This is a genomic window from Cellulomonas denverensis (genome assembly GCF_012396125.1).
Lineage (GTDB): Bacteria > Actinomycetota > Actinomycetes > Actinomycetales > Cellulomonadaceae > Cellulomonas > Cellulomonas denverensis.
On sequence record NZ_JAAXOX010000004.1, the window covers coordinates 13,642 to 39,199 of the forward strand.

Below are 25,558 nucleotides of genomic sequence, written 5' to 3' on the forward strand. Positions count from 1 at the left end.
CCGACACGACGATGAGCACCTTCTCCGGACTCGGCACCGCCCTCTCCTCGCTGATCGCCCAGCGGCAGGGGCTGGAGGTCTCCGGCCAGAACGTGGCCAATGCCAACACCGTGGGCTACACCCGCCAGCGCGCGACCCTGTCCTCGCTGCCGGCCAGCTCGGTGCCGTCCATGTTCGCCACCTCCAGCGGGGTCGGCCAGGGCGTGTTCACCAGCGGCTTCGAGCGGATGGGCGACATCTTCATCGACGCCCGGCTGCGGACCGAGACCTCCGGCGCGGCCTACCTCCAGCAGATCGCGACCTCCTACACCCAGCTGGAGGACGCGGTCGGCGAACCGGGTGACACCGGCCTGGCGGCGCAGCTGTCGAACATGTGGACCGCGTGGTCCGAGGCGTCCAAGTCCACCGAGGGCACCGCGTCCCGGTCGGTGCTGCTGGAGCGGTCGACCGCCGTGGTCCAGCAGATCGCCACCCTGTACAACGGCGCGCAGACCCAGTGGAACCAGACCCTGACCACCACCAACTCCCTGGTGACGCAGGTGAACACCACCGCGGCGAACCTGGCCGACCTGAACACCCGGATCCTGGCGATCACCAACGCCGGCGGCTCCGCGAACGAGCTGATGGACGCCCGCGACCAGCTGATCACCCAGCTGTCCGGCCTGGTCGGCGCCTCGGCCCGGATCCAGGAGAACGGCACCGTCGACGTGATGGTCGGCGGCAACGCGCTGGTGAACGGCTCCAAGGTGAACACCCTGGAGGTCACGGGCGCCAAGACCTTCGACCAGGCGATGGCCGGGGGCACGGTCAACATCGTCTGGTCCAAGAACGGCGCCGGTGCCGGGCTGGACGGCGGCCGGGTCGCCGGGCTGCTGACCGTGCTGGCGCCGCCGAATGCCGAGGGCTCCGGCGGGATGCTGACCGAGGCCGCCGCCGGCTACAACGCCCTGGCCACCCAGATCCACGACCAGGTGAACGCGCTGCACGGGGACGCCTACACCGAGGCGGGCTACGCCACTGGTACCCCCGCCGGTGACTTCTTCGCCCTGGACACGAGCAAGCCCGCCGCCCTCGGCCTGAGCGTGGCGATCACCGACCCGAAGGACATCGGCCTGGCCGCCGCCGGCGCCGGTGCGCTGGACGGGTCGGTCGGCGACCGGCTCGCCGCCCTGGCCACCGACCCCACCGGTCCGGACGCGAGCTGGTCCGCCAGCGTGGTCCAGCTCGGCGTGCGGGCCGCGAGCGCCGGGTCCCGGGCCTCGGTCGCCGAGGCCGCCCGGGCCACCTCCGAGGCGCAGCAGCTGGCCCAGACCTCGGTGGACACCGACGAGGAGAGCATCAACATGCTGGCCTACCAGCGCGCCTACGAGGGTGCGGCCCGGGTGCTCACCGCCATCGACGAGATGCTCGACACGCTGATCAACCGCACGGGGGTGGTGGGCCGATGACCGCGATCGGACGGGTGACGCATCTGACGGTGCGCAACTCGACGCTGGCCAACCTGCAGACCAACCTGCAGAAGATGGCCGACCTGCAGGCGCAGGCGTCCTCGGGCAAGACGATCAACCGTCCCTCGGACGACCCGGCCGGCGCCTCGGACATGCTCCGGCTGCGCGGCGAGCAGCGGATGCTGGACCAGTACTCCCGCAATGCCGCCGACGGGAACTCCTGGCTGTCCACCGTGGACAACGCCCTGACCACCTCGCTGGCCGACATGCGCCGGGTGCGGGTGCTGACCCTGCAGGGCGGTGACGCCGCCCTCGGCGAGACCTCCCGGATCGCGCTCGCCGAGGAGATCGACGGTCTCAAGGCGGACCTGCTGCGGCAGGCGAACACCACGTACCTGGGCCGCAGCGTCTTCGCCGGGACCACCGCCGCCCCGGCCTTCGAGGACGACGGCACCTTCCGCGGGGTGACCGGCGGCCAGGTGACCCGCACGGTCGGCGACGGCACCACCGTCCGGGTGGACTCCACCGGCAGTGCGGTCTTCGGCGACGGGCCGGACTCGGTCTTCGCCCGGCTCGACGCCATCTCCGCCACGCTGCGCGCCGGGGGCGACCCGACCGATCAGGTCGACGCCCTGGACGAGCACATCACCGCGATGCTCACCGAGGTCGCCTCGGTGGGTGCGCGCACCAACCAGATCGAGACGGCGCAGAGCCGGATCACCGACCAGACGCTGACCAGCAAGACGCGGCTGTCGGAGATCGAGGACATCGACCTGGCGCAGATCATCCTGGACCTGCAGACCCAGGAGGTCGCCTACAAGGGCGCCCTCGGGGCCGCCGCCAAGGTCCTCCAGCCGACTCTCCTGGACTACCTGCGATGACCACGACGCTGATCACCACTCCCCTCGTCCTGCCGACCGCCGTGCACCTGCGCACCGCGATGCCCGGGCTGGACGGCCACACCGACTTCGAGGTGTCCGCGCTGGACGACGGCGGGTCGCTGTACGCGCTGCGCTCGGCGCCGGAGGGCCTGCGGCCGGTGCGGCTGTTCGTCGTCGACCCCGAGCCCTACTTCCCGGACTACCACCCGCGGATCGGCGCCGACCTGCACGCACTGCTCGGCACCGACCGGCTGCGGGTGCTGGTGGTGGTGCGCCCGGCCCAGGGCACCCAGCCGCCGACCGCCAACCTGCTCGCCCCGCTGCTGGTGGACCCCGCCACCGGCGCCGCCGCGCAGACCGTGCTGTCCGAGGACTGGCCGCTGCGCGCGCCCCTCGGCCGCCCCTGACCCGCGTCCCAGGTCCTGGAGGACAGATGACCCTCGCCGGCACCGGCAACGTGACCGTGCTGCGCCAGCCGGTGGTGCAGCACGACCGGAGCGTCTACGGCTATGCGGTCCAGGTGCGGGTGACCGGCCCGGACGGGCAGCCGCTGCCCGACCAGGCCGCCGAGTCGCACGCGGACGCCGAGTACGCCGCCCTGGACCTGTCCGGGTTGGCTTCCGACCGGCCGGTGCTGTTGCGCGCCACCGCCGGGGTGCTGGCCGGCACCACCTCGATCTGGGGTGACCCCGAGCGCCTGGTGCTGGAGATCACCCCCACCCTGGCCCGGCACCCGGAGATCGACGCGCTCGCCGACCTGGCCCGGTCCCGTGGCTCCCGGCTGGCCCTGGCCGACTACGACGGCTCCGCGCCCCAGGACCGGCTGCTGGACCGGGTCGCCCTGGTCAAGATCGACCTGGCCCGGACCGACGACCAGCTCGCCCTGCTGGTCGACCGCGCGCACCACGCCGGCGCCACCGTGATCGCCGAGCGGGCCGACTCCACCGAGCGGGTCACCCGGGCCGGCGACCTGGGCGCGGACCTGGTGCAGGGACCGCTGTTCCAGCGCGACCAGACGCCGGTGCGGCGCAGCTTCAGCGCCGGCGAGCTGCAGTGCCTGGAGCTGCTGCGGATCCTGTCCGCGGACCAGGTCGACCAGACCGCGGTGGTCACCACGGTGGCCGCCGATCCGGAGCTGTCGATGCGGGTGCTGCACCTGGTGAACTCCTCCGCCTTCGGGCTGCGCACCGAGGTGGACTCGGTCCGGCAGGCGGTGGTCCTGGTCGGTCCCCGGCAGCTGCACGCGCTGGCGATCGCCTCGCTGATCGACGCCCGGCCGAACACCGTCGCCGCGCTGTGGACCGTGCTGACCCGGGCGCTGACCTGCCGGGCGCTGGCCGGGGACGATGCCGGGTACACCGTCGGGCTGCTGTCCGCGGTGGCCGCCCAGCAGGCGATCGCGCTCACCGATCTGGTCGAGCGCACCGGCGTCTCCGACCAGCTGTCCGCCGCGCTGCTGCGACACGAGGGGCACCACGGCCGGGCGCTGGCCGCGGTGCTCGCCCACGAGGAGAACGACCCCGAGGCGGTCGCCGCCACCGGGCTGGAGCCCTGGGACGTGGCGCACGCCTACCTGGCCGCGGTGCCGCAGGCGCTGGCCACGGCGACGTCGCTGGCGTTCGGCGGGAGCTGAGCGCGGGAGCTGAGCGCGGGAACTGAGCGCGGGAACTGGGTGGACCTCCCCGCACCGCGCCACCTACGCACAGCCGGCACCGGAACTGGCCCTAGGCTGACCCCGTGCCGTCCTTCCTGCAGCTCGCGCTGCGCCCCGAACGCCGCCGCCCCAGCCCCGAACCGGTGCCGGTGAGCCTGCGTCCGGTGTTCCGGGTCGGCATCGCGGTCTGGCTGGTCGCGCTGGTGGTCGCCCTGGTGCTCTGGCTGACCGGCACCACCGGGCCGCACGGCGCCTGGACCTGCGGCGTCGGCGCGCTGCTCGGCGTGGCCGGACTGCTCTGGGCCCGCAAGCCCGGGCGCTGAGCTCAGCCCCAACCGCCCAGATACGCCTCCAGGTCGGGTTCGCCGTCCAGCGCCTCGACCTGATCGGTGACCCGATCCGCCCGGCCGAACAGGTCGTCGCGACCCCAGCGCCGAGCACGGGCGAGGGCCCGGCGGGCGCGGATCCGCAGCAGTCGCCGGCCCTGCGGGTCGTGCAGGGCGACCTGGCCGAGCTGTTCGGCGTCCAGCTGGGCCACGGCGTCCGCGACCGCGGTGCCGCGGGCACGCAGCGGGCGGTCGAGCCGGATCTCCACCCGCACCCGGTCGAAGGCGGGCCCGTCCAGGGCGTCGGTGGCGACCGCACCGGGCAGACCGGCGCACACCGAGTCCAGGGCGAGGAAGCGCTGCGCCGGACTCGCCCCCTCCGGTGGCAGCACCGCGAGGTCGGCATGGGCGGTGGGCAGTCCGTGGCCGCGGGAGCCCGGCACCGGGATCAGGTCGGCCAGCCGCAGCGCCTCGGCGTTCTTGGCGGCCAGGGTGGAGCCGTCGCCGCGGTCGGACCACTCCGGCCCGTCGTGCCAGGCGACCGCGGCGGGCACATGTGCCAGCACCGCCCCGGCCAGCCAGGCGCGGTAGGCCCACTCCCAGTCCTCGCCGCCGTAGGACGTGAAGGACTCGGCGAAGCCGCCGGTGGCGTCGAACAGCTCGCGACTGCAGGCGGTGACCGCGCCGATCACGTGCCGGTAGGACCGGTCGTCGGCGTCCAGCAGGTCACGGCTGCGCCGGTAGGCCGCCACCAGCCACTCCGGTTCGGGCAGCTCCCGGGCCGGACCGAGTCGCTCCACCGGTGCGCCGGGCGGCGTGCCGGTGAGGTCGGCGTGCCGGCGGCGGCCGACGGTCAGCACGTCCGGGGCCAGCGCCGGCAGCCGGGTGAGCGCGCGCAGGTAGCCCGGCTCGGGTGCGGTGTCGGCGTCCAGGAACACCAGCACATCACCGGTGGCGGCCCGGGCGCCGAGGTTCCGCGCGGCGGCCAACCGGAACCCGCGGTCCTCCTGGCGGAACAGTCGGACGCCGGCAGGCACCACCGGCGGGCGCGGGGAACCGTCGTCCACCACCAGGACCTCGGTCCGCTCGGCGGGATGGTCCTGGCGGGCCAGCGCCCGCAGGGTCCGGTCGAGCTGGGCGGGCTGGTCGTAGTGCGCCACGATCACCGACACCCGGGGCGGGCGGTCGGGCCATCGCCCGTCCAGCAGGTCCCAGCGGTTGCCGGGCAACGCGGTGCCCCGGCTCATCCCCGCCACCAGTCCAGGTACGCGGCGGCCACGTCGTCCAGGGTGGGGCCCAGCCCGGTGCCCGGCGGCAGTACGGTCAGCGCCGGATCCTGGTGTGCGGTGGCCAGGGCGCCGGCCAGCCCATTCTCCGGGCACAGCTGCAGGGTGCCGGGACGCAGGGCGGCCATCTCCCGGGCGTAGCGCGAATCGGCGACCAGCGGCCGCCGGCCCTGCTCCCCCCAGTCCAGCAGCGTGCGGGAGGCGGACAGGTGCCGGTGGGCGGCCACCGGGATGCCGGGGGCGCGCAGGGCGTCGGCGTACTCCCGGTCGGGGAGCCCGCCGGTGATCCGGAACCGGACCCCGAGCTCGTCGGCCAGGGCGGTCAGCCGGCCGACCTCGTCCTGGTGCCCGGGTGAGGGCGCCCCGGCGGCGACCACGGTGCCGGCCGGCGTCCCCAGCTGCTCGGTGGCGGCGGCCACCGCCCGGATCACCTCCTCGTGCCCCTTGCCCGGGTAGACCCAGCCCGCGACCAGCGCCGTCACCCCGGGAGTCGGGGCGGCCACCACCCGCGGCACCGGACCGGGGGTCGCGCCCAGGGGGATCACGCGGACCCGCGCGGCATCGGCCACCACCCGGTGCTCGGCCAGCAGCGCCGCCTCGTGCCCGCTGTTTACCGCGACCCCGGCCACCGCCTGGCACACCCGGGTGTAGGCGGCGCCGCGGCGGAGCAGATTGCGCGGGCCGTCGGACTCCTGCGGGACGTCGTGTAGGGTGACGGTCAGCCGGGTCACCCCGGCGATCCGCGCCACCAGCTCCGCCGCCTCGGCCGGGGAGGCGGCCAGCATCCGGTCCGTGACGTGCAGGTGGCAGCGCCGGTGGCCGGCCGCCGCCCGGACCAGGTCCGCCGGGTCGGGCTCGGTGACCAGCGGGATGCCGGGCTCCCGGCGGCGGAGCGCACCGGCCAGGTCGCGGGCGTAGCGGGCGACCCCGTGCCGTGGCTCACCGGTCAGCAGCAGGGCGGGAAGATCGGGGCTGGTCATCGCGGTCATGGTCGTGGAGTCGCGGGGGGTCGGCAACCGCGCGACACTGCGAACACCGCTTGACGTGGCACGGCTCGTGACCAGGGCCGTCGATCACGCGCGGGCTCGAGTGAAGGACCTGGATGACCCCCCTGTCCCCGGTCGCGACCGGCCCCGGCCGCGCCGTGACCCCCTCGGCGACCCGCCCGGTGCGGGTGGTGTCGGTTCCCGCGGGGCACCCCTACGTCGCCCGGGTGACCGATCACCCGGAGGTCGTGGTGCTGTCCGACCCGCCGCCGCCGGGCGCCGCGCCCGGACAGTGGTGGCCGCCGGTGGTGCTCGACCCGCGCTGGATCACCGAGCACGCCGCCGAGGCGGACCTGCTGCACGTGCACTTCGGCACCGAGTCGTTCAGCCCCGAGCACCTGGCCGCCACCCTGGATGCCGCGCACGCGGTCGGCTGGCCGGTGGTGCTGACCGTGCACGACCTGCAGCACCCGCAGCTGACCGACCAGCGGGGGTACGCCGCGCAGCTCGACGTGCTGGTGCCGCGGGCGGATGCCGTGCTCACCCTGACCCCGGGCGCGGCGGCGGAGATCGCCCGGCGCTGGGACCGGGACGCCGTGGTCCTCCCCCACCCGCGACTGCTCGCCGGTGCCCCGCCGCAGGTGCCGCCGGCCACCGGTGCCCGAGTGGTGGGCCTGTACCTGAAGGACCTGCGGCCGAATGTCGACGGCCCCGCCGCCACCGCCGCCCTGCTCGCCGCGCTGAGCGACCCGGCCCTGCAGGGGTTGCCGGTCCGGGCGGAGGTCCGGCTGCACCACCAGGTGCGCGACCGCCGGGCCCGGGACGCGGTCCGGGCGCTGTGCGCGTGCTCCCCGCAGCTGGACCTGATCGAGCACGACCGGCTGGACGACGACCAGCTGGCCCGCAGCCTGGCCGCCCTGGACGCCTGCATGCTGCCCTACCGCCACGGCACCCACTCCGGCTGGCTGGAACTGTGCTGGGACCTGGGCGTCCCGGTGGCCGCACCCGAGGTCGGCCACTACCGCGACCAGCACCGGGACGGATCGGTCGCCTCCTTCGCCCGGGACCGGTCCGGTGCCGGATTGGCCGGGGCGTTGCACGCCCTGCTCACCGGCCCCGGCGCCACCCGGCCCGGCAGCCCGGAACGCGCCGCCCTGGTCGAGCGCCGGCACGCCCAGCGGCTGGCCGGGGACCGGGACACCGCGCAGCGGCACCGCGACCTGTACCGCACCCTGCTCGCCGGGCGGATCCGATGACCGCCCCGCTGCGCATCTGCGTGATCGCCCCGCTCCGGTTCCCGATCCGCCGCCCGCACGCCGGTGGGCTGGAGTCCGCGGTGTGGAACGAGGTCCGCGAGCTGCGCGCCCGCGGCCACCGGGTCTCGCTGATCGCGGTGGCCGGGTCGGACTTCCTGGACGACGGGCCGCCGGAGTTCGTGCTGCCCGCCCTGGCCTGGCCGGAGGGGATGCGGCCGACCGACTCGACCTACCCGCCGGACTACCTGACCCGCTCGGTGCCCGCCCTGGACCGGGCGCTCGACCTGGTGCGCGAGCACGCCGACCGGTTCGACGTGATCGCCAACCACTGCCTGCACGGACTGCCGCTGCGCCGGTCCGCGGAGCTCGGGGTGCCGATGGTCTGCACCCTGCACACCCCGCTGGAGCCGGAACTGGTGGACGCGGTGGCCCGGGCCGGTGCGGTGCGCTTCCTGGCGGTGAGCGAGCACACCCGCGACCAGTGGCGGGCCGCCGGGGTGGACGCCACCGTGCTGCCCAACGGGATCGCCGCGCAGGCCTGGCCGCTCGGCCCCGGCGGTGACGGCCTGGTGTGGTCCGGGCGGATCGTGCCGGAGAAGGCGCCGCACCTGGCGATCGCGGTGGCCCGGTCGCTCGGGATGCCGCTGACCCTGGCCGGCCGGATCGGTGACCGGGAGTACGCCGAGCAGGTGGTGCTGCCGCGGGTCGGCGGGCAGGTGCGCTACGCCGGGTTGCTGGATCAGCCCGCGCTGGCCGAACTGATCGGCGCCAGTGCCTGTTCCCTGAGCACCCCGGCGTGGGCGGAACCCTTCGGCCTGGTCGGCCCGGAGGCGCTGATGTGCGGCACCCCGGTCGCGGCCTTCGGCACCGGTGGGATCACCGAGATCGCCCGGCGCTCGGCCGGGATGATCGCGGTGCCCCCCGGGGACGTGGCCGCCCTGGCCGAGGCCGCCGGGCACCTGGTCGCGCACACCCGCCCGGCCGACCGGGCCCGGATCCGGTCCGCCGCGCTCGCCACCTGGTCGCTGGACGCCCGGACCGACGCCCTGGAACGGATCTTCACCGAGTTGATCACCGGCCCCCGCCCCACCGTGGAGCTGAGTGCATGACCCGGCCCGTGATCGGCTGGTACGTGCACCACCACGGTTCCGGCCACCTCGGCCGCTGGCGGGCCGCCGCCCGGCACCTGGACGCCGACCTGGTCTGCTTCAGCTCGCTGCCCGCCCCGGCACACCTGCCCGCACACTGCACCTGGATCCGGCTCGACCGGGACGACGACCGGCTGCCGGGCGGCGGCGACCCCGCCGGGGCCGATCCGACCGCGGGCGGCCTGCTGCACTGGGCGCCGCTGGGCCACCCCGGGCACGCCGGACGGCTGGCCCGGATCGCCGCCGCGGTCACCGAGTACGGCATCCGCACCCTGGTGGTGGACGTCTCGGTCGAGGTCACCCTGTTCGCCCGGCTGCTCGGGGTGGCGCCGGTGCTGATCGCCCAGCCCGGCCGCCGGGACGACGCTCCGCACGACCTCGGCCTACGGGCCGCCGCCCGGGTGATCGCGCCCTGGCCGGCCGGCCTGGTCCCCGCCCCGCACCTGGACCCGGTCCGGGAGAAGGTGGTGCACGTCGGCGGGATCAGCCGCTTCGAGGGCCGTCCGGTGCCGGAGACCGACCGGGACGGGGTGCTGCTGCTCGGCGGCCTGGGCGGCACCGAGGTCACCGGCGAGCAGATCGCGGCCGCCGGCGCCGCCACCCCGGACCGGGAGTGGACGGTGCTCGGCTCGCCGGCCTGGGTGGAGGATCCCTGGCCGGAGCTGGTCCGGGCCGAGACGGTGGTCGCCTTCGCCGGGCAGAACTCGGTGGCCGACCTGGCCGTCGCCGGTGCCCGGGCGGTGGTGGTCCCGCAGGACCGCCCGTTCGAGGAGCAGGTCACCACGGCCCGGGCGCTCGCGGTGGCCGGGCTGGCGGTGGTGACCCCGCACTGGCCGGAGCCGTCCCGGTGGCCCGCGCTACTGGACCGCGCCGCCGAGCTGGACCCGGACTGGTCCCAGTGGCGGACCGCGGGTGCGGCCGCCCGGGCCGCCGAGGTGATCGCCGACACCGCCCGGAGGCCGGGATGCTGACCGCGGTGCTCTCGCTGTGCTCGGCACCGCGGCTGGACCATCTGCGGCACCAGCTCCGGGCGCTGCGGCCGGGTCCGTTGCGGGTGGTGGCGTGGGTCGGTGCGGAGGATCCGCCGGAGCTGCCGGTGGACGCCGTGCTGCACCTGCCGCCCGGACCGGACGGCCTCCGGCTGGCCGCGGCCCGGAACGCGGCGGCCGACCGGGCGGTCGAGCTCGGCGCGGAGCTGCTGGTGTTCCTGGACGCCGACTGCGTGCCCGGGCCCGAGCTGCCGGCCCGCTACCGGGCGGCCGCCGAGCAGCACCCGGATGCCGTGCTCTGCGGCCCGGTGACCTACCTGCCGCCGGACGCGACGGTGGACGACCCCGCCGCGCTCGCCGCCGCCACCGCCCCCCATCCGGCCCGCCCGGCGCCGGAGCCCGGCCGGGTCCAGCTCGCCGGTCCGGCGGAGTACCCGCTGTTCTGGTCGCTGTCCTTCGCGCTGACCGCCGGGCGGTGGGCCGCCGGACCGCGGTTCGAGGAGTCCTACCAGGGCTACGGCGGGGAGGACACCGACTTCGCCTGTGCGCTGCGGGCCGCCGGGGTGCCGCTGGCCTGGGTCGGCGGGGCGCACGCCTACCACCAGTACCACCCAGCCAGCAGCCCGCCGTGGCAGCACCTGGACGACATCCTGCGCAACGGCGCGCGGTTCGCCGCGCGCTGGGGCTGGTGGCCGATGACCGGCTGGCTGGACGAGTTCGCCGCCGCGGGCGCGGTGCGCTGGGACGGGACGACCTGGCGCCGGGCCTGAGGCTCAGCCGCCGGCCGGCCCGAGCAGCTGGTCCGCGGCCGCCAGCAGGTCCACCGCCACCGGGTCCGGCATGAACCGGTCGGCACCGGCCCGGGCCCGGCGGCCCAGCTCCGCCGCCAGCACCGGGTCCGCCAGCAGCCGGAGCACCGCCGCGGCCAGCGCGTCCGGCCGGGCCGGTGGCACCAGCAGGCTGTCCACCCCGTCGGTGCAGAAGTCGTCGTAGCCGGAGCCGCTGGTCAACACCACCGGGCTGCCGACCGCCTTGGCCTCCAGCGCGGCATTGCCGAACCCCTCCCACCGGGACGGGCACAGGGTGACGGCCGCCGCCCGTACCCCACGGTGCAGCTCCGGCCCCGGCACGTGACCCAGCCAGGTCACCCGGTCGCGCGCCGCCACCGGCAGCATCCCCAGCAGCGCGGGGCGATCCGGCTCGAACCGGCGGTCGCCGCTCGCCCCGGCCAGCACCAGCCGGGCATCCGGCCGCCGGGCCGCCACCTCGGCGAAGGCCGCGAAGGCGTCGACCACCCCCTTGCGCCGTTCCAGCCGGCCCAGGAACAGCAGCACCGGCCCGTCGCCGCCCGGCCACCCGGCGGGCAGCTCCGCGGTCTGCGCCGCTGCCCGGACCCCGGCCACGTCCACGCAGTTGCGCACGATCCGGGCCGGCGGCAACCCACCCAGGGTCCGCTGGTTCCAATCCAGCATGGCCCGGGAGATCGCGATCAGCCCGGCCGAGCGGCGCACCTGCCGGTCCTCCCGGCGCTGCTGCAGCAGCACCCGGGCCCCGCCGCGCAGCCCGAAAGACCGCGGGGTGAAGCCGGCCACCTCGTGCGCCAGCCGGGTGCTGGTCGCCAGGTTGGTCAGCAACGGCGCGGACCGCGGCAACCGCGAGCCCAGCGCACTCCACTCCGGCAGGAACACCCGGTCGTACTCCCCCGCCCGGAACACGTCCCGTACCGCCCGGGCCCGGCGCACGCCCCCGGTCACCGCCGGCGCGGGCAACACCCGCACCCCGTCCCGCCGGTGACCGGTCACCGGCTCACCGGACAGCACCAGCAGGTCGACCTCGGCACCCGACCGGACCAGCGCCGGGAGCAGCGCGGCGTAGTGGGTGCCGATCCCGCCGGTGTAGGCGGTCAGCCCGGCGTACTCGGTGGTGGCGACCAGCCAGCGGGAGAGGGACACGGTTCATCGTCGCCCAGATCGGGCCGAACCGCAGGTCAGCAGGGGTCCGGCCCGGCCAGCCGCCGTCGCGCCGCCTCGGCCCGGGTCCGGGCGTTCGCGTGCTCGGACCACCGCGGCACCCAGCGCGCCAGGGCCGCCGCCCCGACCACACCGGCCACCCCCATCGTGGTGATGCCCGCGGCCAGCCCGGCCAGCGCGCCCACCGCGGAGACCACCAGCGGCCCGGCGGCGGTACCGGAGTCCTGGAACACCCGCCACACCCCGAGGAAGGTCGCCCGGGCCTCCGGTGGGGCGACGTCGGCGCCCAGGGTCATCAGCACCCCGGAGCTGATCCCGTTGCCGAAGCCCATCACCATCGCGGCGATCGCCAGGGTGCCGACCGATCCGGTCAGCGGCAGCAGCGCGATCGACCCGCCGAGGATCAGCATCGACGGCACCGCCACCCACAGCCGCCCGCGCCGGTCCATCAACCGGCCGCCGGGGTAGAACAGCAGCACGTCCACCGCACCGGAGAGCCCGAAGACCAGGCTGGTGGTGGCCGGGGCCAGCCCCAGGTGCTCGGACCAGAGCGGGAGCACCACCTGGCGGGTGGCCCGGACCGCACCGACCAGCACCACCGCCAGACCCAGGGTGGCGAACATCCGGCCGTGCCGGCGCAGCAGCGTCCAGGCGCCCGGCCCGGAGCCCGCCGGACGGCCGCGGGCACCCTCCCGGTCCACCTCCGGGGCGACCGCGACCACCAGCCCGGCCAGCAGCGAGAGCCCGGCGGCCAGCCAGAACACCGACCGCAGCGGCGCCAGGTGCAGCAGCCCGGCACCCAGGAACGGCCCGAGGAACGCGCCGATCCGGCTGACCCCGCCCAGGGTGGACAGCGCCCGCGCCCGCTGCCGCACCGGGATCACCTCGGTCAGGAAGGACTGCCGGGCCAGGTGGAACACCGCGGAGACCGCCCCGACCACCAGCACCCCGAGCGCGAGCAGCGGCAGCGACGGGGCCAGCGCGCACCCGGTGAGCGCCACCGCGGCCACCAGCGCGGCGATCAGCATCGCCCGGCGGTCGCCGACCCGGGCGGCCAGCGCACCGGCGGGCACGTCGCCGAGGATCAGGCCGATCCCGAGCAGCGCCACCACCAGCGCCCCCTGGCCGAGTCCGCCGCCGAGCTGCACCGCCAGCAATGGGATCACCGGGGTGATCGCGCCCAGTCCGGTCTCGAACAGCGCCGCCGGAGCATAGGCGGAGGCGATCAGCAGCCGGATCGGCGGGGTGGCGGGGACGGTGCTCACTCGGCGACCCGCTCCACCGCCAGTTCGTCCGCCCGGCCCGGCTCGGTGAGCAGCAGTTCGGCGGTGGTGCGCAGCTCCCACCGTCCGGCGGCCTGGGCCAGTCCGCGGGCCAGCCCGGCCAGGTGGGTGGCGTGCACCGTGGCGGTGGGGCCGGTGCCCTCGACCCACCAGTCCACCGGCACGCCGTCCACCCGGAGGTCCTCGTGCTCGATCCAGCTGATCGGCGCGCCGGGCAGCAGGTCGCGGACCGCCTCCGGGGTGACGGACAGGGCGCCGTCGTCCGGGTCGTCCACCAGGCCGTCGGCCAGCTCGGAGCTCAGCGGCAGGTCCAGCACGGTGGCGATCCGCTCCGGGTCGCCACCGCCGGTCACCGGGAGCTGGGCGGCCAGGTCGGTGCGCTGCCACCACATCGGCGCCGGGGCGACCGCCGCGTCCTCGGCGTGCACCAGCACCACCCGGTCGGCGGCCACCAGGGCGGGCAGCAGTTCCACCGGCACCGGGTCGTCGGCCGCCGCCAGCGCGGACCAGACCGCGGCGGACCAGCTGACCGGCAGGGTCTCCCCCACCCGGGCCACGCCGCGCAGCACCCGCTCCCAGTCCGCGGCGGGCACCTGGTCGGCCCGGTCGACGGCGCCGAGCCCGCGGAGCACCGCCGGGTCGAGTCCGGCCAGCAGGCCGGGGGCGGCGGGCAGCAACCGGCGCAACGCGGGGTCGGCCTCGGGTCCGGCGAACGGCCGGTCCAGCCCGAGCCCGGCCCGTTCGCGCAGCCACCACAGGGTGTAGCTCGGTGCGCTCCCCGGACCGTCGGCGGCCCGCACCGGGTCCAGCAGGGCGTCCCGGGTGGCACCGGGGCGGGCGAGGGCGGCGAGGGCCTCGGCCCAGCGGTCCGGGTGCACGGCATCCAGGTCGGCCACCGCCAGCAGCGGTTCCAACACCGCGCCGGTGCCCAGCGACCCGGCCAGCGCCTCCCGGTACTCCGCCCAGCCGTCCAGCTGCTCGGCCAGCAGGTCGTCCACCTCGTCCTCGGGGCCGTCCCCGGTCACCCGGTCCTCGGCCCGCAGCACGACCAGCCCGGCCCGCACCCCGGCGGCGGTCAGCACCCCGGCGCCCCAGCGGTCGAGCTGATCGCCGTCGACCTCGCCCAGCACCCGCGGGTCCAGCAGCTCGGCGGCCGGCGACCCGGGCAGCAGCAGGCCGTGCGCCGGTGCCGGTTCGCCGTCGGCGTCGCGCAGGGTCAGCACCCCGAACACCGCGCGGTCCACCGGCACCGGGCGACCGTCCCGGCCGTCCGCCCCGGCGGCCCGCAGCAGGTCGAGCACCGCCTCCGACACCCGCTCGGCGGTGTCCGCGTCCTCCTCGGCGCTGTCCAGCACCGCCTGGCGGACCGCGGGGTGGTCCAGCAGCACCTCCGGGCCGGCGGGCAGCGCGCCGAGCCGTTCCAGCACCGGGTGCGCCGCCCGCGGGTGGACCAGGCGCAGCCCCAGGCCGTCCAGCCGGTCGGTGTCCACCCCGGGCCCGGGCAGCAGCAGGCCGCGCGCGCCCCGGACCACCCGGCCGTCGGCCAGCGGCACCGGCAGGGCGGCCAGCAGCTCGCGGGTGCGCGGGTCGGTGACCGCCTCGGCCAGGGCGGCATACAGGTCGTGCCACCGGGCGGGGTCGTCGGCGGTGGCGGGCAGTTCCTCGATCAGATCGGCGGCGTCCCGCAGCTCGACGCCGAGCAGCCGGGCGGCGGCGGTACGGCCGGGTGGCACCGCGACCAGCGCGTGGAACCAGGGCGACAGGGCCGCGGCCAGGGCGGGGGCGCCGTCGCCGGTCAGCCCGACCGCCCGGACCGGGGCGATCGGCTCGGGATCCGGTCCGGCGGGCAGCAGCAGCGGGGTGTGCGCCAGCCGGTCGATCAGCAGCTCGCGCAGCTGCCGGTCCAGCTCGCTGCCGGCCAGGCCGGTGGGCGCCAGCAGCAACGGGTCCTCACCGGCGGCGGCCAGGTCGGCGGCCCACCGGGCGTACAGCTCCGCGGCCAGGGCGAGCAGGGCGTCGGTGGCCGCCCCCGGGGCGACATGTCGCCTGGTCGGGTCCAGGGGCAGGGTGGCCACCAGCAGCGCAGGCAGGTCCAACACGTCATCGGTCGGGGTCGGCGCGTGCACCACCCGGGGCCAGGACGGACCGGGCTCCGCCTCGCCGAACAGCGCGGCGACCGGGTCGTCCACCAGGGCCCGGCGGGGCACCGCCCAGGTGATCCGCCAGCCGCGGCGGCCGCGTTCCTCCACCGGTCGCCCGGCCATCGCCGCCGGGGGCAGCTCCCCGGTGGCGGTGGCCCGGTACCAGCGTTCGTCCAGCCCGGCGATCCGGCGCAGCCGCCCGGCCCGCTCGTCCTCCACCACGATCTCGGTCAGCGCGGGCAGCGCGAGCAGCAGCGGATCGCCGACCTCGGCCAGCATCGCCGACACCGCCTCGGCCGCCTGGTCGTCGCGCAGCTCCAGCACCACGGTGGTGTCGTAGCCGGGTTCCGGGCGGTCCTCGGCGGGGAACGGCAACCGCAGTGCGGGCACCGCACCCTCCCGGCGGTCCAGCTCGGCGGCCTGCTCCGGGCCCAGCGCCGCCACCGCCGCGCGGGTCCGGTCGGCGGAGAACTCCACCGCCCCGTCCGCGGAGGCGACCGTCACCCGGTCGGCCACCGCACGCACCGCCGCGAAGCCCACCCCGAACCGGCCGACCAGCGCGGCGCCGCTCGCGTCGTCCCGGGAGGTGGACACCCGCATCGCGGCCATCGAGGCCACCCCGGCGGCGTCCAGCGGCGCACCGGTGTTCGCGGCCACCAGCCGGTCACCGGTCAGCCGGAGCAGCAACCGCCCGGGCCGGCCGGAGCGGGCGGCGGCGTCCGCGGCGTTCTGGGCGAGTTCGACCACCACCCGGTCGCGGTAGTACCCGCGGGCGTGGTCCTCCTCGGTGTTGGCGTCCTCGCGCAGCCGGGCGGGGTCGGTCCGCCACGTCCCCAGCACGCGCTCCCGGACGGCGCGCGTGTCGAAGACGTCGGTGCTCACCGCGACGACTCGGTGGACCCCTCGGCGGGATCGGTCGCCGCGGCGGGCTCCCCCGCGTCGTCGGCGGCCGGGCCCTCGGCGGGCGGGTCCACGTCCACCGCAGCGGCACCGGTCCCGGCGGCGGTGACCTCCACCAGCAGCTCGTCCACCAGCGGCGCCGGGTCGGGCCACTCGGACGGCCGGTCCGGCACGTCGGTCTCGGAGTGCGCCCCGCAGCCGTGCTGCAGCGCCACCACCTTGCCGTCGTCCGGCGACCACTCGTTGGCGCACACCCCGAAGACCGCCCCGAGCGGGCCCTGCAACGGGATCAGGAAGCCGCAGGTCAGGCACGGTTCGGCGGAGGCGACCGACGCGGCGGTGGCCGGGCCCTGGCGGCCGCGGTACCAGCGGTCGGCGGCCTGGTTCAGCCCGACCGGGGACAGCACCCGCTGCCGGGCGAGCGCCAGCTCGTCGATCGCGACCTCGTCCAGTTCCGGGTCGCCGGTGGGCGTCCAGCCGGGCTCCAGCCGCGGGTCGTCCGGCTTGAACGGCAGCACGTCGCCCGGGCCGATGTCGCCGGGGCGCAGCCGCTCGTCCCAGGGCAGCCAGGCCGGGGCCAGCACCGCGTCGTCGCCGGGCAGCAGCACCGCCTCGCAGACGGTGGCCACCCGGCCGCGCGGCACCCGGGACAGCGTGACGGTCCACACCCAGCCCCGGTAGCCCTTCGCGGTGCAGGCGAAGCGGTGCGAGACCAGCCGGTCCTCGTCGATGGTGTACCCGAGGTGCTCGCCGACGTGCTCGGGCTGCTCGGCGATCTCCACCGCCGCGGCACGGGCCAGCTCCACCGCACCGGTCAGCACCGGCTCCTTGCTGCGCGCCGCGGCGGCCATCACGCCTCCAGGTCGTCGGCGACGGCCCGCAGCAGGGCGGCGACCTGGGTGGCGCGGCCCTTCTCCGGGTACCGGCCGCGGCGCAGCTCGTTGCCGACCCGGTCCAGCACCTTGATCAGGTCCTCGACGATGACGGCCATGTCATCGGCGGGCTTGCGGGTGGCCCGGACCACGGACGGCACCGGGTCCAGGATCTTGACGGAGAGCGCCTGCGGACCGCGGCGGCCGTCGGCCACGCCGAAGTCGACCCGGGTGCCGGGCTTGGGCGTGCCGATCCCCGCGGGCAGCGCGGAGGCGTGCAGGAAGACCTCGCTACCGTCCTCGGCGGCGATGAAGCCGAATCCGCGGTCGGCGTCGAACCACTTGACCTTGCCGGTGGGCACTGAGTTCCCCTGGGTGTTCGTCGGGGCCGCGACCGGCATCGCCGGGCGGCACGTACCGTCCCAGGTTACCGGTCGGGGACCTCCGGAGGGACCCGAGTGTCCGGGCTGACCGGCGGCGCGGCACGACGGGCCGCCACCACGGGCTGATAGACGGTCGCCAGGAGGGCCCGGGCCTCGCGCAGGGCGGTCAGGTAGACCATCGAGATCTGCAGTCCGGTGTACGGCGCCGGGATCACCGGCGACCGCTGCGAGCCCATCGCGTCCAGGTAGTCGTCCAGCACGTCGCAGGCCTCCACCACCGCCACACTGGGTGCCCGGCGGCGCAGCTGCGGGTCGAGTTCGGCCACCGGCACCGACAGCAGATCGCTCATCAGCCGGACCAGGGCCTCGGTGGACGCCTCCAGCGCGTCGTGCGGGGCCAGGATCTCCGCCGCCCGGGTGCGCGCCAGCGCGGTGAGCGGGATCTCGTCGTCGTGGTGCCCGGCGGTGGCCAGCACCTCCAGCACCAGCATCGCCCGCAACCGTTCCCGGCCGAGCAGCACCAGCGCCTGGTGCAGGTGCCGGACGGTGCGCCCCGCCCCGGAGACCGAGTTGACGATCCGGAACACCTGCAGCGCGATCGCCGGATCGGCCGCGGTCAGCCGGGCCAGCCGCCGGTAGGACACCTGGGGGTCGCCGAGCTGGACCAGCAGCCGCCCGGCGACCACCGCGTGGTGGGCCAGCGCGGGCCGGGTGAACACCACCGGGCGGCGGAAGTAGTAGCCCTGGAACAGCGGGAAGCCGGCGTCCTGGGCGGTGCGCAGGTCCTCCTCGGTCTCCACCCGCTCCGCCACCAGCGCCGCCAGTGGTGCCGCCGCCCGCAGCTGTGCGGCGAAGTCGGCCAGCCCGTCGCCGAGCTGCGACATGTCGACCTTCACGTAGTCCGCCAGCGGCAGCAGCGGCCAGCGCGGATCGTCCGGCGCCATGTCGTCCAGCGCGATCCCGAAGCCCCGCGCGCGCAGCGCGACGATCCCGGCCCGCACCTCGTCGTCCGGCGGGACGTGCTCCAGCACCTCCAGCACCACCCGGTGCGGGTCGAGGGCCACCGGCAGCTCGTCCACCAGGAACGACCGCGGCACGTTGACGAACAGGTCACCGTGGCCGGCCAGGTCGTCCACCCCGAACGACGTCAGGGTGGCCACGATCACCGAGGCGGTGGCCCGGTTGTCGTCGATGGTCTCCACCCCGCCCAGGCCGGAGGTCTCCGCGGTGGCCGACGGCCGGAACAACAGTTCGTGCCCGATGGTCCGGCCGAGCACGTCGTAGATGCCCTGGCGCGCGACACACACCTGGTGCGCCGGCCCGGGCAGCTGACGGGGATGCGGCATCGGTGTGGCGATCCCTCCGGACGACAGTGGTACGTCCGGTTCCATCGGCAGCCGACCGGCGTGACCTGAGGTGTCGCCCGGACCGGCCTTCAGTTCACCCCTGGGCCAGCCGGTCCAGGGCGAGCGCGGCCAGCACCGCCGGTCCGACCGCGAGCGCCTCGTCGGCGAACCGGGCCTGCGGGGAGTGGTTGTACGCCGCGGTCATCGGATCCGCCCCGGCGATCGTCGCGCCCAGCCCGAGGTAGACGCCCGGCACCTGCTCCAGCACGTAGGAGAAGTCCTCCGCCCCGGCGATCGGCTGCGGCGCCTCGTACCAGGACCGTTCGCCGAACAGCCCGGTGGTCAGCTCCCGGGCCCGGTCGGTCTCCTCCGGCCGGTTCACGGTCACCGGGTAGCCAGGCCGGTAGTCGACGGTCACGGTCAGCCCGTGCGCCGCGGCCACCCCCTCGCACACCCGGCGCAGCCGCTCCGGCACCCGGTGGTGCACCTCCTCGGAGAAGGTCCGCACCGTGGCCTCCAGCACCGCGCTGGACCCGATCACGTTGTCGGCGGTGCCCGCGGCGATCCGGCCGACCGTGACCACCACCGGGTCGAAGACGTCGAACTGCCGGGTCACCATCGCCTGCAACGCCAGCACGATCTCCGCGGCGACCGGCACCGGGTCCTGCGCCAGCTGCGGCATCGAGCCGTGACCGCCCTTGCCGTGCACCGTCACCCGCACCGAGTCGGCGGCGGCCAGCATCGTCCCGGACCGGCCGGCGACCAGCCCGGTGGGCAGCACCGCGGACATCACGTGCAGCCCGTAGGCCCCGACCACCCGATCGCCGGCGGCGTCCAGCACCCCGTCCTCGATCATCGGCTCCGCCCCGCCCGGACCCTCTTCGCCGGGCTGGAACATGAACACCACCGACCCGGCGATCCGGTCCCGGCGCGCGGCCAACAGCCTGGCGGCACCGACCAGCCCGGCGGTGTGCAGGTCGTGCCCGCAGGCGTGCATCACCCCGGCGTGCTCGCTGGCGAAGGGCTCGTCGGAGTCCTCGGTCACCGGCAGGGCGTCCATGTCCCCGCGCAGCAGCACCGCCGGGCCCGGCCGGTCGCCACGCAGCACCGCAGTCACCGAGCTCATCGACTCCCCGGTGGTCACCTCCAGGCCGAGCGGGGCCAGCGCGTCCAGCACCAGCTGCTGGGTCCGGGGCAGGTCGAGCCCGAGTTCGGGCACCCGGTGCAGCGCATGCCGCAGGGCCGCCACCTCGGGCAGCTGGGCCTGGGCGTCGGAGCGCAGGGCGGACAGGTCATCGGGGTGCAGGTACATCTCAGGGCTCCGATCCAGCAACGACGGCGGCACGGGTCCCGGCCACCGTATCGACGGGGTACAACAGCTTCTCGCCGACCAGCCACGAGCCGACGGCGGAGACGGTCAGGCCGAGCGCGGCGTACACCGGCACCAGGCCGAGCCGGTCGTGGGAGATCAGCCACTCGGCGACGAACAGGAAGGTGCCGCCGAACACCGCGATCGCCGCCCCGGCCGGCACGCCGAGCCCCACCGCCCGGACCGGCACCGGGAACAGCCGCGCCCCGGCCACCGGCGTGACGCCGAGCTGTAGGCCGACGCAGATCGTGAACAGCGGCGCGGCCACCAGGTACGGCACCACCCCGGCGGCCAGCCCGAGCATCAGCGGGATCACCAGCACCGCGGCGGCGGTGAAGCCGAGCCGGATCATCCGCAGCGGCCCGACCCGGTCGGACAGGAAGCCGGAGCCGATCATCGCCACCAGCAGGCAGATCAGCGCGACGGTGTGCTGCCCGGTGGCCTGCTCCTCGGTGTAGTACCCGGTGTGCCCGGCGAACTCCGGCAGGTACACCGAGCCGAAGTACACCCCCATCGTCGATCCGATCGTGAGCATGAACGCCAGCACCATCCGGCCCGCGTGCCGGCGCAGCAGCGCACCGGCGGGTTCGGCCCCGGCGGCCCGGGCCCGCTCGAAGATCTCCGACTCGGGCACCCCGCGCCGGATCCACAGCGCGAGCAGCCCGCACAGCCCGGCGATCAGGAACGCGATCCGCCAGCCACCGTCCCGGACCCCGTCCCCGCCCAGCACGGCCAGCAGCACCGCCAGCACCACCGTGCCGCCCAGGGTGCCGAGTGCGTCGCCGGAGTAGGCGAACGCCCCGTAGCGGTACCGGCGCCGCGGCGGGGCGACCTCCACCACATAGGTCGCGGCGGTGGCCACCTCGCCGCCCATCGCGATCCCCTGCAGCACCCGGGCGGCCACCACGATCACCGCCGCCCACGGCCCGGCCACCGCCACCGTCGGCGCGGCCGCGATCACCAGCGAGCCGATCGCGATCAGCGTCACCGAGACCAGCAGCCCGGTGCGGCGCCCCCGGGTGTCGGTGATCCGGCCCATCACGAAGGAGCCGACCGGCCGGGCGACGAACCCGGCGGCGAACACCGCGTAGGCGCCCAGCACCTTGGCCACCGGGTCGTCGCCCGGGAAGATCTGTCCGGCGAAGTACGGCGCCAGCAGCCCGTACATGGTCCAGTCCAGCGATTCGACGAAGATCCCCGCCGTGCTGGCCACCACCACCCGTCGGCGCATCGCGCGTCCCACCCCTCCGTCGGCTGACCGGTGCGCAGATGGTGCACCAGCACTCCGCCCACCGGCCCGCGGCACGCCGCAGCGGCCCGGCCACGTATCGTGGTGCGGATGTCCACGTACAGCGAGCACCTGCGCGCACGGTCGGACGAGCAGCTCGTGGACCTGCTGCTGCGCCGGCCCGATCTGGCGCACCCGTCCCCGGCCACCCTGTCCTCGCTGGCCGCCCGCGCCACCAGCCGCCCGAGCCTGGACCGCGCGCTGGCCGGCCTGGACGCCGGGGTGCTGCAGGCGATCGAGGCCGTGGTGGTGCTGGACCGGGACACCGGGTTGCGGGCCCGGGACGTGGTGGCCGCGATCGGGGGTGGCCGGGGCGACGGGGCGCTGGTCCGCGAGCGCCTGCGCACCGCCACCGAGCTGGCCCTGCTGTACCCGGTGTCCGGTGGTGCGGGCGATCCCGCGCTGCGGCCGGCGCCGGGCCTGGCGGAGGCGCTGGGCCCGGTGGTGGCGGGGCTGTCCCCCGTGCTGACCGGAGCGGTGCTGCCCGACCCGCTGCCGGAGGTCTCCCCCGCCGCCCGGGCCGTGCTGGACGCGCTGACCTGGGGACCGCCGGTGGGCCGGCGACCGACCGAGGGCCCGGGTGCGGCGGCGGCGGACGAGCTGATCGCGGCCGGACTGCTGCAGGCCGCCGACCGCGACCGGGTGGTGCTGCCCCGGGACGTCGCCCTGCGGCTGCGCGGTGGCCGGGTGCACGCCGAACCGAGCCGGCCGCCGGTGCCCGCCGCCGCACCGGTTCGCCGGGCGGACCTGGTGGCGGCCGAGTCGGTGGCCGCGGCCGAGCGGGCGGTGCGCCTGGTGGCCGGGCTGGTGGAGCTGTGGGCGACCACCCCGCCGCCGGTGCTGCGGGCCGGGGGCGCCGGGGTGCGCGACCTGCGCCGCACTGCGCAGCAGCTGGGCGTGCCGGAGCCCGAGGCGGCGCTGTGGATCGAGCTGGCCGCGATCGGTGGCCTGATCCGGGACGACGGCGAGGAGCGCCCGCACTACCGGCCGACCGCCACCGCCGACGAGTGGGCCGCCCGCGACCTGCCGGAGCGCTGGTCCGCCCTGGCCGGCTGGTGGGCGCAGACCACCCGGTGGCCGGCGTTGGTCGGCACCCGTGACGACCGGGCCCTGGTCCGGCCGCCGCTCGGCCCCGAACTGGCCCGCCCGTGGGCGCCCCGGCTGCGCCGCCAGGTGCTGGCCGCACTGGCCGACCTACCGCCGGGCAGCGCCCCGGCCGCCGACGACGTGCGCGACCTGCTCGCCTGGCAGGCGCCGCGGGCGGTGCCGCCGGCCGAGGCGATCGGTGCGGTGCTGACCGAGGCCGGGCTGCTCGGGCTGCTCGGCGCCGGGGCGCTGGCCGGCGCCGGGCGTGCGCTGCTGGCCGAGCAGGACCCGGCCGCCGCCCTGGCCACGGATCTGCCCCCGGCGGTGGACGACCTGCTGTTGCAGGGCGACCTGACCGGCGTGGTGCCCGGCCGTCCCTCCGCGGAGCTGGACCGGCTGATCGAGGCCACCGCCGTGGTGGAGTCCCGGGGCGGGGCGGTGACGATCCGGTTCACCCCGGAGTCGGTGCGCCGGGCCCTGGACGCCGGCCGCGGCGCCGACGAGCTGCTGGCCGAGCTGGCCGCGCACACCCGGGGCGGGGTGCCGCAGCCGCTGGAGTACCTGGTCCGGGATGCCGCGCGTCGGCACGGGCTGCTGCGCGGCGGGTCGGCCACCTCCTACCTGCGCACCGAGGACCCCACCCTGCTGGCCGGGCTGGCCGAGGACCCCAAGCTGGCCGGGCTGGGCCTGATCCGGCTGGCCCCGACCGTGCTGGCCGCCCAGGCGCCGCTGGCCGACCTGCTCGCCGCGCTGCGCGCCCGGGGCCTGGCGCCGGTGGCCGAGACCCCGGACGGCCGGGTGCTGCACGCCGCACCGGTGCAGCAGCGGATCCCGCCCGCCCGCCGCCGCCCGGCCGAGCGGGTGGACACCATCGACCCGGCCGAGCGCGCCGCCACCCTGGTGCAGGTGCTGCGGCGCGGGGAGTCCCCGGCGGGCGGACTGCGCACCGGTCCGCGCACCGGGGGAACAGACGACCCCGGCACGGCGTTGGCCACCCTGCGTGAGGCGGCCGCCGACCATGCCGAGGTCTGGCTGGAGCTGGTGGGCCCCCGCGGCGCCCTGGAACGGCGCCGGGTGCGGCCGCTGCGCGTCGACGGCGGGCGGGTCCGGGTCACCGACACCGCCCGGGATGCCGAGATCGTCGTCGCCGCCCACCGTGTCGCCGGGGTGACCCGGATCGAGAACCAGGCTGAAGGAGTCGCCCCGTGACCGACGGACCCCTGATCGTCCAGAGCGACAAGACCCTGCTGCTGGAGGTCGACCACGAGCGGGCGGAGGCCTGCCGCCGGGCCATCGCGCCGTTCGCCGAGCTGGAGCGCGCGCCCGAGCACGTGCACACCTACCGGCTGACCCCGCTCGGCCTGTGGAACGCCCGGGCCGCGGGCCACGACGCCGAGCAGGTGGTGGACGTGCTGCTCGAGTACTCCCGCTACCCGGTGCCGCACGCCCTCCTGGTCGACGTGGCCGAGACGATGTCCCGCTACGGGCGGCTGCAACTGGTGCAGGACCCGGCCCGCGGCCTGGTGCTGCACGCGCTGGACCCGGCGGTGCTGGCCGAGGTGCTGCGCTCCAAGCGGACCGCCGGCTTGGTCGGGCAGCGGATCGACGACACCGACGTGGTGGTGCACCCCTCCGAGCGCGGCACCCTGAAGCAGGCGCTGCTCAAGCTGGGCTGGCCCGCCGAGGATCTGGCCGGGTACGTCGACGGCGAGGCGCACGCGATCGACCTGGACGAGTCCGGCGAGTCCAACCCCGGCCCGGACGGCGCGCCCCGGCCCTGGCAGCTGCGGCCGTACCAGGCCGAGGCCGCCGACGGGTTCTGGCACGGCGGCTCCGGGGTGGTGGTGCTGCCCTGTGGCGCCGGCAAGACGCTGGTCGGCGCCGCGGCCATGGCCCGGTCCAAGACCACCACGCTGATCCTGGTGACCAACACCGTCTCCGCCCGGCAGTGGCGGGACGAGCTGATCCGCCGCACCACGCTGACCGAGGACGAGATCGGCGAGTACTCCGGTGCCCGCAAGGAGATCCGCCCGGTGACCATCGCGACCTACCAGGTGCTGACCATGCGCCGCAAGGGCGTCTACCCGCACCTGGAGCTGCTGGACGCCCGGGACTGGGGCCTGATCCTCTACGACGAGGTGCACCTGCTGCCGGCCCCGATCTTCCGGATGACCGCCGACCTGCAGGCCCGGCGCCGGCTCGGCCTGACCGCCACCCTGGTCCGGGAGGACGGCCGCGAGGACGAGGTGTTCAGCCTGATCGGGCCCAAGCGGTACGACGCGCCCTGGAAGGACATCGAGGCGCAGGGCTACATCGCCCCCGCCGACTGTGTCGAGGTGCGCCTGACCCTGCCCGACCGGGACCGGATGACCTACGCCACCGCCGAGCCGGAGGACAAGTACCGGCTGGCCGCCAGCGCCCCGGGCAAGATCCGGGTGGTCGAGCAGCTGGTCCGCCGGCACGCCGGGGAACCGACCCTGGTGATCGGGCAGTACCTGGACCAGCTGGAGGAGCTGGCCGAGGACATCGGCGCCCCGGTGATCACGGGCGCCACCACCGTCACCGAGCGGCAGCGGCTGTTCGACGCCTTCCGCGCCGGGGAGCTGACCACCCTGGTGGTGTCCAAGGTCGCCAACTTCTCGATCGACCTGCCCGAGGCGTCGGTGGCGATCCAGGTCTCCGGCTCCTTCGGCTCCCGGCAGGAGGAGGCGCAGCGGCTCGGCCGGTTGCTGCGACCGAAGGGCGACGGCCGCACCGCGCACTTCTACGCCGTGGTCGCCCGGGACACCGTGGACCAGGAGTTCGCCGCCCACCGGCAGCGCTTCCTGGCCGAGCAGGGGTACGCCTACCGGATCGTGGACGCGGAGGACCTGGATCAGGCCACTGCCGGGTGACGGCGACCCCTAGACCGGGGGTGCACGACCACCCATCACGGCGCGCCGCCCG

21 protein-coding genes are annotated in these 25,558 nt (G+C 76.3%); 11 read left to right on the forward strand and 10 right to left on the reverse strand.

Annotated elements, in window-relative coordinates; all coding sequences use genetic code 11:
• Positions 1-11: 11 nt before the first annotated feature.
• The 5 genes from flgK (at position 12) to HGA03_RS09385 (ending at position 4,306) form a co-directional block, all read left to right on the forward strand.
• The gene (gene flgK, locus HGA03_RS09365; RefSeq protein WP_168630008.1) at positions 12-1,448 is read left to right on the forward strand and encodes a flagellar hook-associated protein FlgK; all 1,437 of its coding nucleotides are present in this window, start codon (positions 12-14) and stop codon (positions 1,446-1,448) included.
• Positions 1,445-2,329, forward strand: coding sequence for a flagellar hook-associated protein FlgL (flgL, locus tag HGA03_RS09370; protein WP_168630009.1), 885 nt, complete (start codon positions 1,445-1,447; stop codon positions 2,327-2,329). Before flgK ends, flgL begins: the two co-directional genes overlap by 4 nt.
• Positions 2,326-2,736, forward strand: coding sequence for a flagellar assembly protein FliW (locus HGA03_RS09375; RefSeq protein ID WP_168630010.1), 411 nt, complete (start codon positions 2,326-2,328; stop codon positions 2,734-2,736). Before flgL ends, HGA03_RS09375 begins: the two co-directional genes overlap by 4 nt.
• Before the next feature lie 26 nt (positions 2,737-2,762).
• A complete protein-coding gene (locus tag HGA03_RS09380) occupies positions 2,763-3,962 on the forward strand; it encodes an EAL and HDOD domain-containing protein (protein ID WP_168630011.1) in 1,200 nt (399 codons plus the stop codon).
• Positions 3,963-4,066: 104 nt separating this feature from the next.
• Positions 4,067-4,306 carry a DUF2530 domain-containing protein gene (locus tag HGA03_RS09385; RefSeq protein WP_168630012.1) on the forward strand — a complete coding sequence of 80 codons (240 nt, stop codon included), beginning with the start codon at positions 4,067-4,069 and terminating at the stop codon, positions 4,304-4,306.
• Positions 4,307-4,308: 2 nt separating this feature from the next.
• Here HGA03_RS09385 and HGA03_RS09390 read toward each other — a convergent pair whose 3' ends face one another.
• Positions 4,309-5,556, reverse strand: coding sequence for a glycosyltransferase family 2 protein (locus tag HGA03_RS09390; RefSeq protein WP_168630013.1), 1,248 nt, complete (start codon positions 5,554-5,556; stop codon positions 4,309-4,311).
• Positions 5,553-6,575, reverse strand: a complete 1,023-nt coding sequence (locus tag HGA03_RS09395) for a glycosyltransferase family 4 protein (RefSeq protein WP_168630014.1) — start codon at positions 6,573-6,575, stop codon at positions 5,553-5,555. Before HGA03_RS09395 ends, HGA03_RS09390 begins: the two co-directional genes overlap by 4 nt.
• A 122-nt stretch (positions 6,576-6,697) precedes the next feature.
• On the opposite strand from HGA03_RS09395, the gene HGA03_RS09400 reads away from it, so the two are divergent.
• From HGA03_RS09400 to HGA03_RS09415, 4 genes are read left to right on the forward strand one after another with little or no spacing between them, the layout of a single operon-like run.
• Entirely contained in the window at positions 6,698-7,837 is a 1,140-nt protein-coding gene (locus HGA03_RS09400) for a glycosyltransferase (RefSeq protein ID WP_168630015.1), read from the forward strand.
• Positions 7,834-8,946, forward strand: coding sequence for a glycosyltransferase (locus tag HGA03_RS09405; protein ID WP_168630016.1), 1,113 nt, complete (start codon positions 7,834-7,836; stop codon positions 8,944-8,946). Before HGA03_RS09400 ends, HGA03_RS09405 begins: the two co-directional genes overlap by 4 nt.
• The gene (locus HGA03_RS09410; protein WP_168630017.1) at positions 8,943-9,956 is read left to right on the forward strand and encodes a hypothetical protein; all 1,014 of its coding nucleotides are present in this window, start codon (positions 8,943-8,945) and stop codon (positions 9,954-9,956) included. The genes HGA03_RS09405 and HGA03_RS09410 overlap by 4 nt, the downstream gene beginning before the upstream one ends.
• Positions 9,950-10,744 (forward strand): glycosyltransferase family 2 protein, encoded by a 795-nt coding sequence (locus tag HGA03_RS09415; RefSeq protein ID WP_168630018.1) that lies wholly within the window; start codon positions 9,950-9,952, stop codon positions 10,742-10,744. The genes HGA03_RS09410 and HGA03_RS09415 overlap by 7 nt, the downstream gene beginning before the upstream one ends.
• Positions 10,745-10,747: 3 nt before the next feature.
• Here the strand turns inward: HGA03_RS09415 and HGA03_RS09420 are convergent, their stop codons facing one another.
• The 8 genes from HGA03_RS09420 to HGA03_RS09455 all read right to left on the reverse strand — a co-directional run bounded on the left by HGA03_RS09420 (position 10,748) and on the right by HGA03_RS09455 (position 21,469).
• A complete protein-coding gene (locus HGA03_RS09420) occupies positions 10,748-11,926 on the reverse strand; it encodes a glycosyltransferase family 4 protein (RefSeq protein WP_168630019.1) in 1,179 nt (392 codons plus the stop codon).
• A gap of 35 nt (positions 11,927-11,961) precedes the next feature.
• A complete protein-coding gene (locus tag HGA03_RS09425) occupies positions 11,962-13,209 on the reverse strand; it encodes an MFS transporter (protein WP_168630020.1) in 1,248 nt (415 codons plus the stop codon).
• A complete protein-coding gene (locus HGA03_RS09430) occupies positions 13,206-16,250 on the reverse strand; it encodes a sacsin N-terminal ATP-binding-like domain-containing protein (protein WP_168630021.1) in 3,045 nt (1,014 codons plus the stop codon). Before HGA03_RS09430 ends, HGA03_RS09425 begins: the two co-directional genes overlap by 4 nt.
• On the reverse strand, positions 16,247-17,119 hold the full coding sequence (locus tag HGA03_RS09435) for a DUF3027 domain-containing protein (protein WP_168630022.1): 873 nt from the start codon (positions 17,117-17,119) through the stop codon (positions 16,247-16,249). Before HGA03_RS09435 ends, HGA03_RS09430 begins: the two co-directional genes overlap by 4 nt.
• Positions 17,119-17,502 (reverse strand): cold-shock protein, encoded by a 384-nt coding sequence (locus HGA03_RS09440; RefSeq protein WP_168630023.1) that lies wholly within the window; start codon positions 17,500-17,502, stop codon positions 17,119-17,121. Before HGA03_RS09440 ends, HGA03_RS09435 begins: the two co-directional genes overlap by 1 nt.
• A 65-nt stretch (positions 17,503-17,567) precedes the next feature.
• Positions 17,568-18,869: an EAL and HDOD domain-containing protein gene (locus tag HGA03_RS09445; RefSeq protein WP_168630024.1), complete on the reverse strand. Its 1,302-nt coding sequence runs from the start codon at positions 18,867-18,869 to the stop codon at positions 17,568-17,570.
• 94 nt (positions 18,870-18,963) lie between these two features.
• Positions 18,964-20,181 (reverse strand): M20 metallopeptidase family protein, encoded by a 1,218-nt coding sequence (locus HGA03_RS09450; protein ID WP_168630025.1) that lies wholly within the window; start codon positions 20,179-20,181, stop codon positions 18,964-18,966.
• A gap of 1 nt (position 20,182) precedes the next feature.
• A complete protein-coding gene (locus HGA03_RS09455) occupies positions 20,183-21,469 on the reverse strand; it encodes an MFS transporter (RefSeq protein WP_168630026.1) in 1,287 nt (428 codons plus the stop codon).
• Between the two features lie 108 nt (positions 21,470-21,577).
• On the opposite strand from HGA03_RS09455, the gene HGA03_RS09460 reads away from it, so the two are divergent.
• Both HGA03_RS09460 and HGA03_RS09465 read left to right on the forward strand, forming a co-directional pair.
• Positions 21,578-23,821: a helicase-associated domain-containing protein gene (locus tag HGA03_RS09460; protein WP_168630027.1), complete on the forward strand. Its 2,244-nt coding sequence runs from the start codon at positions 21,578-21,580 to the stop codon at positions 23,819-23,821.
• On the forward strand, positions 23,818-25,506 hold the full coding sequence (locus HGA03_RS09465) for a DNA repair helicase XPB (protein ID WP_168630028.1): 1,689 nt from the start codon (positions 23,818-23,820) through the stop codon (positions 25,504-25,506). Before HGA03_RS09460 ends, HGA03_RS09465 begins: the two co-directional genes overlap by 4 nt.
• The last annotated feature ends 52 nt before the right edge of the window (positions 25,507-25,558 follow it).

Excerpts from the sequence above, each read along its gene's own strand:
- HGA03_RS09445 (WP_168630024.1), bottom strand. The coding sequence starts at position 18,869 with ATGCCGCATCCCCGTCAGCTGCCCGGGCCGGCGCACCAGGTGTGTGTC.
- HGA03_RS09375 (WP_168630010.1), top strand. The coding sequence starts at position 2,326 with ATGACCACGACGCTGATCACCACTCCCCTCGTCCTGCCGACCGCCGTG.
- HGA03_RS09455 (WP_168630026.1), bottom strand. The coding sequence starts at position 21,469 with ATGCGCCGACGGGTGGTGGTGGCCAGCACGGCGGGGATCTTCGTCGAA.
- HGA03_RS09435 (WP_168630022.1), bottom strand. The coding sequence starts at position 17,119 with ATGGCCGCCGCGGCGCGCAGCAAGGAGCCGGTGCTGACCGGTGCGGTG.
- flgL (WP_168630009.1), top strand. The coding sequence starts at position 1,445 with ATGACCGCGATCGGACGGGTGACGCATCTGACGGTGCGCAACTCGACG.
- HGA03_RS09400 (WP_168630015.1), top strand. The coding sequence starts at position 6,698 with ATGACCCCCCTGTCCCCGGTCGCGACCGGCCCCGGCCGCGCCGTGACC.
- flgK (WP_168630008.1), top strand. The coding sequence starts at position 12 with ATGAGCACCTTCTCCGGACTCGGCACCGCCCTCTCCTCGCTGATCGCC.
- HGA03_RS09410 (WP_168630017.1), top strand. The coding sequence starts at position 8,943 with ATGACCCGGCCCGTGATCGGCTGGTACGTGCACCACCACGGTTCCGGC.
- HGA03_RS09450 (WP_168630025.1), bottom strand. The coding sequence starts at position 20,181 with ATGTACCTGCACCCCGATGACCTGTCCGCCCTGCGCTCCGACGCCCAG.
- HGA03_RS09380 (WP_168630011.1), top strand. The coding sequence starts at position 2,763 with ATGACCCTCGCCGGCACCGGCAACGTGACCGTGCTGCGCCAGCCGGTG.
- HGA03_RS09415 (WP_168630018.1), top strand. The coding sequence starts at position 9,950 with ATGCTGACCGCGGTGCTCTCGCTGTGCTCGGCACCGCGGCTGGACCAT.
- HGA03_RS09405 (WP_168630016.1), top strand. The coding sequence starts at position 7,834 with ATGACCGCCCCGCTGCGCATCTGCGTGATCGCCCCGCTCCGGTTCCCG.
- HGA03_RS09395 (WP_168630014.1), bottom strand. The coding sequence starts at position 6,575 with ATGACCAGCCCCGATCTTCCCGCCCTGCTGCTGACCGGTGAGCCACGG.
- HGA03_RS09460 (WP_168630027.1), top strand. The coding sequence starts at position 21,578 with ATGTCCACGTACAGCGAGCACCTGCGCGCACGGTCGGACGAGCAGCTC.
- HGA03_RS09390 (WP_168630013.1), bottom strand. The coding sequence starts at position 5,556 with ATGAGCCGGGGCACCGCGTTGCCCGGCAACCGCTGGGACCTGCTGGAC.